The sequence below is a fragment of the Nocardia sp. NPDC060259 genome, from assembly GCF_042728775.1.
Lineage (GTDB): Bacteria > Actinomycetota > Actinomycetes > Mycobacteriales > Mycobacteriaceae > Nocardia.
This window is the reverse complement of sequence record NZ_JBHXAY010000153.1, coordinates 1-11868: the sequence shown is the minus strand read 5'-3', so window position 1 is coordinate 11868 and position 11868 is coordinate 1. Positions and strand designations below refer to the sequence as shown.

Annotated in this window: 14 protein-coding genes; 9 read left to right on the top strand and 5 right to left on the bottom strand. The window is 66.8% G+C overall.

All coding sequences use genetic code 11. From position 1 onward, the window contains the following. Positions 1-247 precede the first annotated feature (247 nt). The 7 genes from ACFWF2_RS31945 to ACFWF2_RS31915 all read left to right on the top strand — a co-directional run bounded on the left by ACFWF2_RS31945 (position 248) and on the right by ACFWF2_RS31915 (position 4643). Positions 248-1057, top strand: coding sequence for a hypothetical protein (locus ACFWF2_RS31945; protein ID WP_379311213.1), 810 nt, complete (start codon positions 248-250; stop codon positions 1055-1057). Next, entirely contained in the window at positions 1047-1358 is a 312-nt protein-coding gene (locus tag ACFWF2_RS31940) for a type VII secretion target (RefSeq protein WP_379311212.1), read from the top strand. Before ACFWF2_RS31945 ends, ACFWF2_RS31940 begins: the two co-directional genes overlap by 11 nt. A 15-nt stretch (positions 1359-1373) precedes the next feature. Next, positions 1374-2153 (top strand): hypothetical protein, encoded by a 780-nt coding sequence (locus tag ACFWF2_RS31935; RefSeq protein WP_379311211.1) that lies wholly within the window; start codon positions 1374-1376, stop codon positions 2151-2153. Next, the gene (locus ACFWF2_RS31930; RefSeq protein ID WP_379311210.1) at positions 2150-2581 is read left to right on the top strand and encodes a hypothetical protein; all 432 of its coding nucleotides are present in this window, start codon (positions 2150-2152) and stop codon (positions 2579-2581) included. The genes ACFWF2_RS31935 and ACFWF2_RS31930 overlap by 4 nt, the downstream gene beginning before the upstream one ends. A 21-nt stretch (positions 2582-2602) precedes the next feature. Beyond that, the gene (locus ACFWF2_RS31925; protein WP_379311209.1) at positions 2603-3754 is read left to right on the top strand and encodes an ATP-grasp domain-containing protein; all 1152 of its coding nucleotides are present in this window, start codon (positions 2603-2605) and stop codon (positions 3752-3754) included. Between the two features lie 195 nt (positions 3755-3949). Further along, positions 3950-4348: a hypothetical protein gene (locus ACFWF2_RS31920; protein WP_379311208.1), complete on the top strand. Its 399-nt coding sequence runs from the start codon at positions 3950-3952 to the stop codon at positions 4346-4348. A 10-nt stretch (positions 4349-4358) separates the two neighbouring features. Further along, complete coding sequence (locus ACFWF2_RS31915) at positions 4359-4643, top strand: hypothetical protein (RefSeq protein ID WP_379311207.1); 285 nt, start codon at positions 4359-4361, stop codon at positions 4641-4643. Between the two features lie 3 nt (positions 4644-4646). Here the strand turns inward: ACFWF2_RS31915 and ACFWF2_RS31910 are convergent, their stop codons facing one another. Next, a complete protein-coding gene (locus tag ACFWF2_RS31910) occupies positions 4647-5288 on the bottom strand; it encodes a TetR/AcrR family transcriptional regulator C-terminal domain-containing protein (RefSeq protein ID WP_379311206.1) in 642 nt (213 codons plus the stop codon). A 92-nt stretch (positions 5289-5380) separates the two neighbouring features. Here ACFWF2_RS31910 and ACFWF2_RS31905 point away from each other — a divergent pair, with 92 nt between their 5' ends. Then, positions 5381-6385, top strand: coding sequence for an NAD(P)-dependent alcohol dehydrogenase (locus ACFWF2_RS31905; protein WP_379311205.1), 1005 nt, complete (start codon positions 5381-5383; stop codon positions 6383-6385). 63 nt (positions 6386-6448) lie between these two features. On the opposite strand, the gene ACFWF2_RS31900 is transcribed toward ACFWF2_RS31905, so the two are convergent. Beyond that, positions 6449-7585 (bottom strand): GDSL-type esterase/lipase family protein, encoded by a 1137-nt coding sequence (locus ACFWF2_RS31900; RefSeq protein ID WP_379311204.1) that lies wholly within the window; start codon positions 7583-7585, stop codon positions 6449-6451. Positions 7586-7692: 107 nt separating this feature from the next. On the opposite strand from ACFWF2_RS31900, the gene ACFWF2_RS31895 reads away from it, so the two are divergent. After that, positions 7693-8172, top strand: a complete 480-nt coding sequence (locus ACFWF2_RS31895) for a MarR family winged helix-turn-helix transcriptional regulator (protein WP_379088218.1) — start codon at positions 7693-7695, stop codon at positions 8170-8172. 62 nt (positions 8173-8234) lie between these two features. Here ACFWF2_RS31895 and ACFWF2_RS31890 read toward each other — a convergent pair whose 3' ends face one another. The 3 genes from ACFWF2_RS31890 to ACFWF2_RS31880 form a co-directional block, all read right to left on the bottom strand. Then, positions 8235-10229 (bottom strand): 5-oxoprolinase/urea amidolyase family protein, encoded by a 1995-nt coding sequence (locus tag ACFWF2_RS31890; protein ID WP_379311214.1) that lies wholly within the window; start codon positions 10227-10229, stop codon positions 8235-8237. Between the two features lie 158 nt (positions 10230-10387). Next, the gene (locus ACFWF2_RS31885; RefSeq protein WP_379311203.1) at positions 10388-11005 is read right to left on the bottom strand and encodes an urea amidolyase associated protein UAAP2; all 618 of its coding nucleotides are present in this window, start codon (positions 11003-11005) and stop codon (positions 10388-10390) included. Continuing rightward, on the bottom strand, positions 11002-11754 hold the full coding sequence (locus ACFWF2_RS31880) for a DUF1989 domain-containing protein (protein ID WP_379311202.1): 753 nt from the start codon (positions 11752-11754) through the stop codon (positions 11002-11004). The genes ACFWF2_RS31885 and ACFWF2_RS31880 overlap by 4 nt, the downstream gene beginning before the upstream one ends. Positions 11755-11868 lie beyond the last annotated feature (114 nt).

The following is an 11868-nucleotide window of genomic DNA, read 5'->3' as shown; positions in this document are numbered from 1 at the left end:
CCGCGGAGGTCACCTCCGCGGCGCTCGGCGCTACCGGTCGGCACCCGTGGGTAGCGGCCTCGATAGTGCTGCGCGAGATCCGAGGGAACCAACCACGCTCCCGCCGCGTCCAAGTAGGCATGTACCCCAAATACCCGCGGACTCCGAACGCCTGCAGCGGCTTTCGTCCCGCGCGAGCTCAGCTATCGGTCGCCGGCGACGCCACGCTTCGTACCCGGAGCTCCGGATGCCGGCCCGAGGCGCTGTGATGGCCGGCGGATACTTCAATCACTACGACGATCCGGAAGAGTTCTGGGACGAGGCACCTCTTGTCCGGAAGTCGGCGGCGCCGTGGGAGACCTCGCCCGCTCCCGCTACGCCGTCGAGCTCATCCCGGCCCGACCCCGCCGCGCCTCGTGCCAAGAATCCGTTCGACATCGACGAGCTCATGCAAGAGTTCGCGAAGTTCCATGGGTACACCCAGGCGATCTCCGGCTTGATGCAGGAGGTGATGTCCGCCGGGCCGGATCGAGCTACGGCCCGCGACAGCACAGGAGTCGTCGAAGTCGGTATCAGCAGGGCCGGCGAGCTGATCGAGATAGCGGTATCGGACGACTGGCGCCGGGTGCTCGATCGGAGCACTCTCGGGCAGGCCGTGACCGACGCGGTAAGGAACGCCGAGCGGCAGCTTCTCGAATCGACGAGTATCGCCGCGGTCGACAACGGCACGATCGATCGGCTCGAGGCGCTGAGCATGGACGACGTCGTGCCGACGAAGTTCACTGCGCCCGAACCCGCTTCGGCTCCGATCGGCGACTCGGGCCGGCTGCTGGAGCATGCGCTGCAGATTCTGTCCGGCAGTCCTCGGGCCGCGAAAGTCGACACCTTCGTTGGCGAGGTCGGCACGGAGTCGGAGATCTCCGTATCGACCACTCTGGGGCGAAATGGCATCGCCGAGTGCGTCGTTCGCATTCCCTGGGGGATGGATGTCGGGGGCGGCTCGATTTCCTGGGCGGTCAAGGAATCCTACGATCAGGCATACCGTCGTCGACTCGAAGGGGACGGCCATGGGCGCTGATCCGGAAAAGCTCGCGGTCGCTACGGGATCGTTGCGGAACGACGCGACCGTGTGGGACGGCAAATCCACCACCATGTCGGAGATTCAGGCGAAGATTCAGACCCTGACCTTCACACACATCGAAGCGGGACTGTTCTTCACGATCACGAGTGCGAACGACGAACTCGTGACAGACCTGACCGGCCGATCGGGTGAGGCCGCGCAGCGCTTCACCGAGGTGGCCAACGTACTGCGTGTCTGTGCGAATACCTATGAGGCCGAAGACAACGCGGGCAAGCACAACCTCGATAGCATCTGGTAGACCAGGAAGCTGATCATGACTTTTGATATCTCTCAATACAATTCCGTGCTCGATGGCCTGGACAAGTTCTTCGACAAGGTCGACAGCGCGATCACCACGGATGTCCCGAACGCGCAGTCCGACGCTCTCGATCTTCCGTATGTGCGGTTGCTGCCGTCGCTGCAAAAAGTCATCAATGCCTGTGCGGACAAGATCATCGAGATCTGCAATTGGATCTGGACAAAGATCAAAGAAATATACACCGGAATACGTGCGCCCTACGAGATGTATCTCCGCAGCGAGGACTGGGCCGATATCCGCGACGATGCGAACGGCGTCAAGCAGGGCATCGACCCCAATAATGTAGAAGCTCTTCGATATTGGGAGGGCACGGCGCGCATCGCGTACATGCAGACGTGCACCAGTCAGAGCGCGGCCGCGGGAACGTTCTCCGACATCGCCGAGAAGGCCCGCAGCGCGATGATGGACGCCGCGGTGGGCGGCCTCGCCTTCTACGTCGGGATCCTGGTCATATGCGCCGAGTTCTTGCTCGGTCTCGCCAGGGCGATCGGCGAGCTGCTCTCCGGCATCGGAGCGCCCATCAGCATCGTCGACATCGCCGCCACCTCCGGTATCTCCACCGCCGCCATCTGGGCGGCGCTCGCCGCGCTCTCGACGTTCCTCGGCGCGCAGGCCAAGGCCTTCGGGGACCTGGACCGGTCCTTCCCCGAAGGGAAGTGGCCGGATTCGCAGTCCGCGAGTTTCGGTGACGCATCGGTCGAAGGAGACAACGAATCCAATTGGAAGATCGCGTGAGCATGTCTCCGGATCGGGTGCCCGACGTCGCTCGCTGGGAACAGCGTGTCCGCTTGTTCGGACTCGCGGTGCTGGCGGTGCCGCCCACGCTGATCGGGTGTGGACTGATGTTCACCTTCGTCGGCGAGTGGGCTGGGGTCGGTCCGGTTCAGCGCGTTGTCATCGGCTGCGCGTTGCTGATGCAGGCGCCGGTGATCTGGGTCAGCCGGCGGGTGCCGCCGACCGGACGGCGCCTGATCGCGGTGCGCAGCGCATTCTTCGCTACCTACGCGGCGGTGGCGACAGCCGCGGCTCTGCTGGCCCGCGAGGAGGACTGGGAGATCTTGTCCATCCCCGTCTTCTTGATGCTGATCTTCTCTCTCCACGCCCTGTACGAACGCTGTGTCCACCGCTTCGAGAAGTTCGGCAGGGCGAAGGCCGGGGTGTGACGTGCAGTCTTTCGTTCCGAAATGTGCGGAACCCGGAACCGGGATATGGTCCGGGTTCGCGACGGGAACAGGAAGGGAGCGGTTGCCATAACGCTTCGGATTTGGCTGAGTAGTGCAGGTGCGGCGACCGTGCAGGTCATGCGGTTGCTACGGGAGAACCCGGACGGCGTGGACGTCACCATCTACGCCAGCAATGTGGATCCGGGCGCGGCCGCCCTCTCGGTGTGCGATGTATCGGCGATCGAACCTCGGTACGTCGACAACAAGGAGTACGCACAGTTTGCGCTCGACTTCTGTCGGACGCACCGCATCGATGTCCTCATCCCGCCCCGGCGCCTCGACGCGCTTGCGGGCCGGGTCGCGGACTTCGCCGCGGTCGGCACCAGTCTCATGTGTTCGCCGTTGTCGGCGGTGCGGGCGCTGACCAGCAAAGTTCGCACTTACGAGATCGCCGGTGCGGCAGGTATTCCCGTGCCACCGTGGCGGGAGGCGACCGACGCCGACGAGTTCTACGCCGCCGTCGACGAGCTGTCGCGCGGCGGGGAAACGCTGTGCATCAAGCCGAGTGGTGAGTACTCGGCGTTCGGCTTCCGCATCCTCGACGACCGCCCGCTGACCCTGGCGAGCCTGCGGGTCGCTCCCCGGCCGGTGGCCTCGGTCGAGGCGGTAGCCGGAGCCTTGCGGCGGGCGGCCGATGAGGGGGAGTTCGTGCCCCCACTGCTCGTCATGCCATTTCTCGAAGGTCCGGAGATCAGCATCGACTGCCTGTCGGCTCCGGGAGGTGAACTGGTGGTAGGTATTCCGCGCGCCAAACAGGGCCGCTTCCGCACATTGCTGGACGACCCCGCGGTGGTCGACATCGCCCGACAGGTGGTCCGGCACTTCGAACTGGCATATCTGACCAACGTGCAATTGCGTTATCGCGGCGGACAACCAGTGCTGCTGGAGGTCAACCCACGCCCATCGGCGGGCCTGTTCCACACTGCCTTCGCCGACGTGAATCTGCCCTGGGCCGCAGTCCGTCTACTGCTGGAACGGGATTCGGGGCTGCGGCGTCCGCCGCGCCTCGGCGCCTGCCTCGCCGTGGCGGAAGCGGTCATGGAGGTCACCCCGCACCGGGACGATCAGGCGCCGGACAGGGTACGCAGGAGCGCCGACCTCGTACCGGGCTGATCGGAGTAGTCCTCAGCTGCTCGCCTACCGGGGTTGCCCCTGGCAGGCGGGCAGTGTGACCCAGCCCTGGCCTTGAACTGCTAGTCGGCTAGCCGAATATTCTGCTATTCAACTTGCTGGCATGGCTGCTAGCTTGGTAGCGTCGGTTGGTGATCGCGGAGCAACCGACCAGGAAGGTCCTGTAGGGGACGAGTCATGAGCACAGCAATCATTTATGACGTGCATGCGAACCGGGTCGGCCGGTGGTGGGAGATCACTGTTCCCGATGTCTATGGTGACGATCCGTGTGGGCAGGCCCGGCATCTCACCGATGTGGGCTACGAGGCGCGCACGATTATCGCTGCCAAACTGGATGTGCCGTTGTCGCAGGTCGAAACGCGACTGATCGTGGACGATTTCGGCGATGCTCGCGATGTCAGTGGCCGCGTGCAGCACATTTCCGATCTTCGTTCGAAGATCGAGCGTCTCACCGAAGAGCTGAATGCCGAGCAGCGTTCACTCGTGCGCGAACTGCGACGTGAAGAAGTGCCCGATGTCGATGTCGCGACCTTGCTGAATGTGGCGCGTCAGCGAATCGGTCAGCTGGCGAAATAGGGGCGTCGAAGTGTGTGACCAGCCACCTCGGCTGCTCGATGGCGCTGTTGTCGAGATGTTCGCGTCTGCTCGAGGTGCTGAGTCGACCGGGCGCACGCGCCACTATGTAGGCGGCGAACCTGTCACGTGGATCGATCGTCTGGCGATCGCGCGGTACGACGATGCCGAGAATGTGTACTTGTTCTACTGCGACGAGGGCTGGGCCGTCATCACGGATACCTGGCACGAGACTGCCGAGGATGCGATCGCGCAGGCGGAATTCGAGTTCGAGGGTTTGATTTTCGAGCGCGTGTGACGGCTATGTGGGTCGGCGCAGGTGGTTCAGGCTGTCGAGGAGCAGGTCGAGGCCGAAGGTGAAATCGGCTTGTCCGGAGTGGGTTCCGTCGATGACCAGGGTGGCGAGGGTGTGCATGTGGGGGTGGGTTTCGGGGGGGATCAGGGGGAGGAATCGGGTTGCCGCCGAGGCGTATTCGGAGGGGTCGAGGGGGAAGTTGATGGCTTGCAGGGTGAAGCCGTAGATGTGGCTGTCCAGGGCGTTCCAGGCTCGGTCGGCTTGTTCGTAGGTGAAGCCCGCGGTGATCAGGCAGGCGAGGGTGGCGTCGATGTAGCGGAGCATGGCGGGGCCGACATTGACGCGGGAGCCGAGCAGGCCGGTGGCCCAGCGGTGGCGGAGCAGGACTTCGTGGGCCGAGGTGGCGCGGCGGCGTAGCTCGGCCTGCCAGTCGCCGTCTGCGCGGGGGACGTAGATCTCGGCGACGACCAGGTCGATGATGCCGTCGAGGAGGTCGTCCTTGTTGGCGACATGGTTGTACAGCGACATCGCCTCCACGCCGACCGCCTTGGCGAGTTTGCGCATCGACAGCGCGTCCAGGCCCTCCTGATCGGCGAGGTCGATCGCCGTGCGCAGGACTCGTTCCCTGGTCAGCGGGGTGCGTGGCATGGGGCTCCTGACTGATCTCTTGACGCACTTACGGCGTAAGTGTAGCGTCTGTCGCAAGATACTTACGCTGTAAGTGCGAGATGAGGGACGTCATGACCGATGTGGATACGGCTTCGATGACCGCGTGGGTAGCTCCTCGGTACGGCGGGGGTGAGGTGTTGCGCGCCGAGATCGTGCCGCGGCCGGTGCCGGGCGAGCGGGATGTGGTGGTCAGGGTGCACGCGGCATCGCTGTGTAGCGGGGACCTGCATCTGCTCAACGGGACGCCGTATCTGCTGCGGCTCGGGTTCGGGTTGCGCAGGCCCAAGCGTCGGATGATCGGGCAGAACCTGGCGGGAGAGGTCGTGTCCGTCGGTGGGCTCGTCACCGAATTCCAGGTCGGTGACCGGGTATTCGGCGAGGTTCCCAGTGGTGCGTTCGCCGAATACGTGCGCGCCGATGCCGGTTCGTTCGCCACCGTTCCCGCCGCGCTCGGCATGGAAGAGGCTGCCGCCATACCGGATTCGGGGATGACCGCCTTGCAGGGTCTGCGCGATATCGGCAAGGTCGGGCCGGGACAGCGGGTGCTGATCAACGGTGCGTCCGGCGGAGTGGGCAGCTTCGCGGTGCAGATCGCGAAGGTGCTGGGTGCGCACGTGACCGCGGTGTGCAGCACCCGCCACCTCGAGATGGTGCGACGCATCGGCGCGGATGTCGTCGTCGACTACACCGTGGACGATTTCACCCGGGCGGACGAACCGTACGATGCGATCTTCGACCTGGCGGGCAACCGTACGCTGCGCGAATACCGCCGGGTGCTCACTCCGGACGGTGTCTACATCTCCTCCGCCGCCGCACCGGGCGACAACTGGCTCGGCCCGATTCGCTGGCTGGGATCGGTCGTCCTGGCCGACCTGTTCACCCGCCAGACCCTGAAACCTCTGCTGATGCGCCCCGCCGCCGCCGACCTCGACTACCTGGCGGCCTTGGCGACCGGCGGTTTCCTCCAGCCGGTGATCGAACGCCGGATTCCGTTGGCGGAAACGCCCTCCGCCATTGCGGCCTTCGCCGAGGGGCATGCCTCGGGCAAAACCGTGCTCATCGCAGTGGACAGCTGATCACCAGGCGCTGGCGGCGGCATCGCGCGAGCGGCGATCGCCGCCAGAGCCTGGTGAACTCGATCAGCGGAACAGGGCGGCGAGGTCGACCGTGCTCGCCATGGCCGCGGCGCCGGCGTCGTTGAGGTGCATGCCGTCGCCGCTGTCGAACTCGGGGCGGATGAAGTCGGGGCGCTCCGGGTCCGCCACCGCGCGATCGACATCGAAGACCGAGTCGAAAACATCAGTGCTGCGCAGCCATTCGTTGACCGCGCGTCGCGTCGGCTGGGTTTCGGCGAGTGGCATACCGGGGTAGATGCAGCCCGCGTAGGGACCGATGGTGGCGGCGTGGATGCGCAGCCCGGCCGTGTGCGCACGGGTGGCGAGGTCGGTGAAGCCTGCGATCAGTTCGTCGGCGGTGGCCGATGGCTGACCGCCCATGGCGCCGAGGATGAGGTCGTTGATGCCGAAGTTCACCAGGATGTCGGTGACGCCGGGGACCTCCAGTGCCTCGGTATCGAAACGGCTGCGGCCGGATTCGCCGATCTCGCCGGCCGTGAGACGGTTTCCGGAGATGCCGTTGTTGACCACCCAGCCGTGGGCGAGCCGGGCATTGATGGCGTCGACCGAGCGGCGGTTGGCGCTCGGGGTGGTTCCGAAGCCCTCGAACCACGAGTCGCCGATCGCCACGGCGATCCGGGTATCGGCGGGGGCGAGCACGTCGACGCCGGTGAGGAAGAAGCGGAACGGAAGCTCGTCGGCATCCGGTAGTTCCACGTCGGAGGTGTGGTCGCCGGAAACGACGTAGACGATCTCGGCGGGCTGGTGCGAGAACGTCGCCTGGCCGGTGGGCTCGGGCAGGTAGAGGCTGAGCAGGAGATCTTCGCCTGCGGCGACGGGCAAATCGATCGGGTCGCTCACCAGGTCGGCGCCGGGTGCGATGGTGACGGTGTCGGCGCCGTCGAAGCGGAGCTGCCGATCGGTATCGGCGGTGATCGCCGAGCCGGACTTGCGCGTGGCGATGCGGGCGGCGCCGATCGTCAAGGGGGTGCGGCCGTAGCGGTTGGTCAGCCGCACGCGCACCGCGTCGCCACCCCCTGCCATCCGCACCACGTGGCGCACGGTCTCGTTGTCGAACGCGCGGGATTCGTTGAGCTTGATCTGCTCGTACGGGCTGATGACACCGGATCGGAAGCCGGCGACCCACGTGTTGTGCTGCATGATCTCTCCAGTAGTTGCTGTGAGGAATATTGCGTACGCATAGTCTTACTCCGAGATATTCCTCGTGTCAACTATCCCCAGGGCAAGTATCGGCTAGGGTGGATGTCATGTCCGTGAACGCGATGTTCGACGATCCCCGGCTGACCATTTCCGGTCTCCTCTTCGAGTCGTCCAGTGGCCTGGTCGCCAGGCTCGAACCGACGTGGAAGGCACACGGCATCTCCGGGCTCGATCTCAATGCCCTGATGCGGCTGAGTCGTTCGCCGGATCAGCGCCTGCGCATGTCGGATCTGGCCGCGCAAACCGCGCTGTCCACCAGCGGAGTCACCAGGCTGGTCGATCGCCTGGCCGCGGCGGGTCTGGTCGAACGCAAGCTGGATCCTGGCGATCGGCGCAGCGCCTATGCCGCGCTGACCGACGCCGGTGTCCGCCGCCTCGAAGAGGTGCTGCCCGACTACCTGGCGGCGCTGGAGCGATGGCTCACCGGCCTTTTGACCCCCGACCAGTTGGACGGCCTGGTCGCGGGCCTGCGCGTCATCCGGGATGCGACCAACCCGGCGGCTACCGCCATCGCCGACCAGGGCTGACGCTATTCGCCTCGCTCATCGAGATCGAGGCGATGGCCGCCGTCGCGCCCTGACGTGGTGGATCAGTCCGCGAGTTCGCCTGCGGTGCGCCAGGATTGGCGCTCGGCGGCGAACGCCTCGGCCTGGACGGCACGAAAGTCCGCGATGGCTGGGGCGTTGTCGGCGAGGAATCGACGATAGTCGGCGAGACGGAATTCGCCGTCCTCGACGGTGACGTCCACCTTGCCCGCGGCGAAATCGGCGCGGAGGTCGAGCAGTTCGCCCGCTTCGACCGGGTGCCAGCGGATGCGGTCGAAATAGCGCAGGAGCCATGGGGTTTCCGCGTCGGTGGCGAAACGGTCGACGCCCGGTCCCGCGGCGCCGCTCGGTCTGGCGCGGTGATTCCAGACCTGCGTGGTGCGGCCGACGAACTGGTAGCCGCCGGGGCCCTCCATGCCGTAGATGCAGAGGTAGGCGCCGCCGATGCCGACGGCGTTCTCGGGGGTCCAGGTGCGGGCGGGGTTGTATTTGGTGGTGACCAGGCGGTGGCGTGGATCGGTGGGGGTGGCGACCGGGGCGCCGAGGTAGACGTCACCGAGGCCGAGGACCAGGTATTCGGCGTCGAAGACGGTGCGGTAGACGTCGTCGACCGAATCCAAGCCGTTCATGCGGCGGATGAACTCGATGTTCCACGGGCACCAGGGGGCGTCGGCGCGGACACCGTGCATGTAGCGGGTGATCGCCTCGCGGGTGGACGGATCGTCCCAGGAGAGGGGCAGGTGGACAGTGCGGCTCGGGACGACGAGCTGATCGGAATTCGGTAGGTGCGCTTCGGCTTCGGCGAGCAGGTGGAGGAGCTGTCGGATCGGGAGGACGGCGGGATCGACGCGGACTTGCAGAGAGCGGATGCCCGGGGTGAGCTCGACGACTCCGCGCGGACCGGCTTCGATCAGATGCTGGTGCAGGGCGTGGACGCGGGCGCGGAGGCCGAGATCCAGGGTGAGCGTGCCGTATTCGACGAGGACGCCGTCGTCGCCCTGTCTGCGATAGGTCACGCCGGTCTCGTCGTCGACCTCGGTGCGGCGCAGGATGCCGTCGTCGCCATCACGCCCGGCCGAGAGGACGCTGCCGAATGAGGCGCGACGGCGCGCCCCGAGTTCGTGTGTGGGAGCGGCATGTTCGGCGCGGATGGGAACGAAACGGACCTTGTCGCCCGGCGTGAGCTGGCCGAGTTTCCAGCGGTCGGCCGCGACGACAGTCACCGGGCAGACGAAACCGCCCAGGCTCGGGCCGTCGGGGCCGAGCAGAATCGGGGTGTCGCCGGTGAAGTCGAGCGCGCCGATCGAATAGGCGTTGTCGTGGATGTTCGACGGGTGCAGGCCCGCCTCGCCGCCGTCGGTGCGCGCCCACTCCGGCTTCGGGCCGATCAGGCGGACGCCGGTGCGGTCGGAGTTGAAGTGCACCTCGTAGTCGGTGCCGAGGATGGTGTCGAAATCGTTGCGGGTGAAGAACTCCGGTGCGCCGTGCGGGCCCTCGGTGACGGCGAGTTCCCAGCGGCGGCCGAAGGCGGGGATGTCGGCCATCGGGACGGCGGGGGCGCGGCGATGCGCTGGTTCGCCGAGCGTCAGCGATTCGCCGGCACGCAGTGTCGCGCCGGTGCCGCCACCGAACTTGCCCAGGGTGAATGTCGCTGCGCTGCCGAGGAATTGCTCGACGTCGATGCCGCCGGAGGCGAGAATGTAGGTGCGCATGCCCGGTCCGTGAATGGCGCCGACATCGAGGACGCCACCGGCCGGGACCTCGATCGTGCGCCATTGCTCCACCGGACGGCCGTCGACGCGCACATCGGCGACCGCGCCGGTGACACATACCCACGTCGCCTCGCTGAAGCGCAGCGCAGGTCCACCGAGAGTGCATTCGAGCCCCGCGGCGCCCTCCGGGTTGCCGAGCACCCGATTGCCCAGCCGGAACGACAGGTCATCCATCGGACCCGACGGGGGAACACCGATGTGCCAGTAGCCGATTCGGCCCGGCCAGTCCTGCACGGTGGTCTGCATCCCGGGGCGCAGGACGTCCATGCGCCGCGCGAGCTGAGGGGGAGACGTGGATACCGGAACGCCGGAGTTCACGGCCACGGCCTCCGGCCGACGGGTACCCGCATCGTCAGTGTCCGCGGCGGGCGGCTCGGCCGAGTCGACGCGCGCGGCGATGACATCGACTCCGGTGTCGGTGAGGCTCATCGGGTCACCACCATGCGGACCGGCGTCGGGTCGAAACCGTTGCAGGGGTTGTTGATCTGCGGGCAGTTGGAGACCAGCACCAGGGTGTCGATCTCGGCCCGCACCGTGACCTTCTTGCCCGGCGCCGACAGCCCGTCGACGATGCCGAGCGTGCCGTCGGCCTCGACCGGCACATTCATGAACCAGTTGATGTTGGACACCAGATCCCGCTTACCCAAACCCCATTCGAGAGCCGCGGTCAGAAAGTTCTCCACACAGGCGTGCTGGTGACGGGTGTGGTGGCCGTAGCGCAGGGTGTTGGATTCCTGGGAGCAGGCGCCGGCGATGGTGTCGTGGTTGCCCACCTCGTCGGCGACGACCGTCATCAGCGGGGTACCGCGTTCGGTGCGCAGGACGCTGCCGGTGGTGAGGAAGATATTGCGCTGGGCGGCGATCGTGGCCTGGGCGCTGTAGCGGTCGGTGCGGTCGGCGGCGGAGTAGAGCAGGCAGTCGACGGCCTGGTTGCCGTGCAGGTCGATGATCTCGAGCTGATCGCCTGCGCGCACGATCGCCGACCACGGCGCCTCGGCGGGGACGGTCTCGTCGAGCACGACGGTGCGGGTGGTCGTTGTCATGCCAGAACCTCCGTGTTCTGCGCGGCCGCCCAGGCGGCTTCGGTGTTGTCCACGGCCCGCCGGTATTCGGGGTCGTCGTTGGGCGTGGCCGCGAGATCGGCCGGCGAGGGCCAGGCGAGGATGTCGAGGTCGCCGGTGGGGCGGTCGTCGAGTGGGTGGGGAGCGTTGGCGACCAGGAGGGTCACCGGCAGGTGGATGATCAGGTCGACGGCGGCGCCCGCCGGACCGTTGCCGGTCGACTCGATCGCGCCGTCCGCGGCGACCCGCGCACCACGGAACAACGCGATCGACGGGCCGATGTCACGTGGCTCGAGGCCCTGCTTGGCCCCGGCCAGGTGCAGTTGGTGGCGGCCGTCGGCGGTGGACCCGCACAGGGTGTCGTGGTGCCCGGCGGAGTCGGCGACCACGGTGGCCAGTACCCGGCCCTGGTCGGACAGCAGCGGATGTCCCGCACTCAGGTAGGCCTGCCACGGCACCTTCACGGTGTCGGCGACATTCAGCCGCTCCCAAGGTGATTCGGCGCGCAGCAGGAACAGGTGAGCGCAGGTGGTGCCGGTCGGGTCGGCCAGCCGGACCCGGGTGCCTCGGCCGAGGACCACATTCGCGTAGCCGCCCGCCGGAATACGTTGCGCCAGAACGACTGCTGCCGGGTCGACCCCGGCGGGGAGGTCAGGGCTGGCGATCGTGGCAGCCGCGGCCTGGGCTCGCGCATGTGCACGGGCGCCGTCGGTGGAGTGGGTACTCGTCATCGTTCTCCTGTGTTTTTGGAGCTGTGTTTTTGGAGCGCTGGCGCGCTCGAGGTCGCGGCCCCTCCAGTCCCGCCGGTCAGGCACCGTTGCTTGCTCCTTCGTCGCGTACGCAAC

Coding starts and splice junctions, on each gene's coding strand:
- ACFWF2_RS31945 (WP_379311213.1), top strand. CDS start 248: ATGGCCGGCGGATACTTCAATCACTACGACGATCCGGAAGAGTTCTGG.
- ACFWF2_RS31940 (WP_379311212.1), top strand. CDS start 1,047: ATGGGCGCTGATCCGGAAAAGCTCGCGGTCGCTACGGGATCGTTGCGG.
- ACFWF2_RS31935 (WP_379311211.1), top strand. CDS start 1,374: ATGACTTTTGATATCTCTCAATACAATTCCGTGCTCGATGGCCTGGAC.
- ACFWF2_RS31925 (WP_379311209.1), top strand. CDS start 2,603: ATGTGCGGAACCCGGAACCGGGATATGGTCCGGGTTCGCGACGGGAAC.
- ACFWF2_RS31920 (WP_379311208.1), top strand. CDS start 3,950: ATGAGCACAGCAATCATTTATGACGTGCATGCGAACCGGGTCGGCCGG.
- ACFWF2_RS31910 (WP_379311206.1), bottom strand. CDS start 5,288: ATGCCACGCACCCCGCTGACCAGGGAACGAGTCCTGCGCACGGCGATC.
- ACFWF2_RS31905 (WP_379311205.1), top strand. CDS start 5,381: ATGACCGATGTGGATACGGCTTCGATGACCGCGTGGGTAGCTCCTCGG.
- ACFWF2_RS31900 (WP_379311204.1), bottom strand. CDS start 7,585: ATGCAGCACAACACGTGGGTCGCCGGCTTCCGATCCGGTGTCATCAGC.
- ACFWF2_RS31895 (WP_379088218.1), top strand. CDS start 7,693: ATGTCCGTGAACGCGATGTTCGACGATCCCCGGCTGACCATTTCCGGT.
- ACFWF2_RS31890 (WP_379311214.1), bottom strand. CDS start 10,229: ATGGACGTCCTGCGCCCCGGGATGCAGACCACCGTGCAGGACTGGCCG.
- ACFWF2_RS31885 (WP_379311203.1), bottom strand. CDS start 11,005: ATGACAACGACCACCCGCACCGTCGTGCTCGACGAGACCGTCCCCGCC.
- ACFWF2_RS31880 (WP_379311202.1), bottom strand. CDS start 11,754: ATGACGAGTACCCACTCCACCGACGGCGCCCGTGCACATGCGCGAGCC.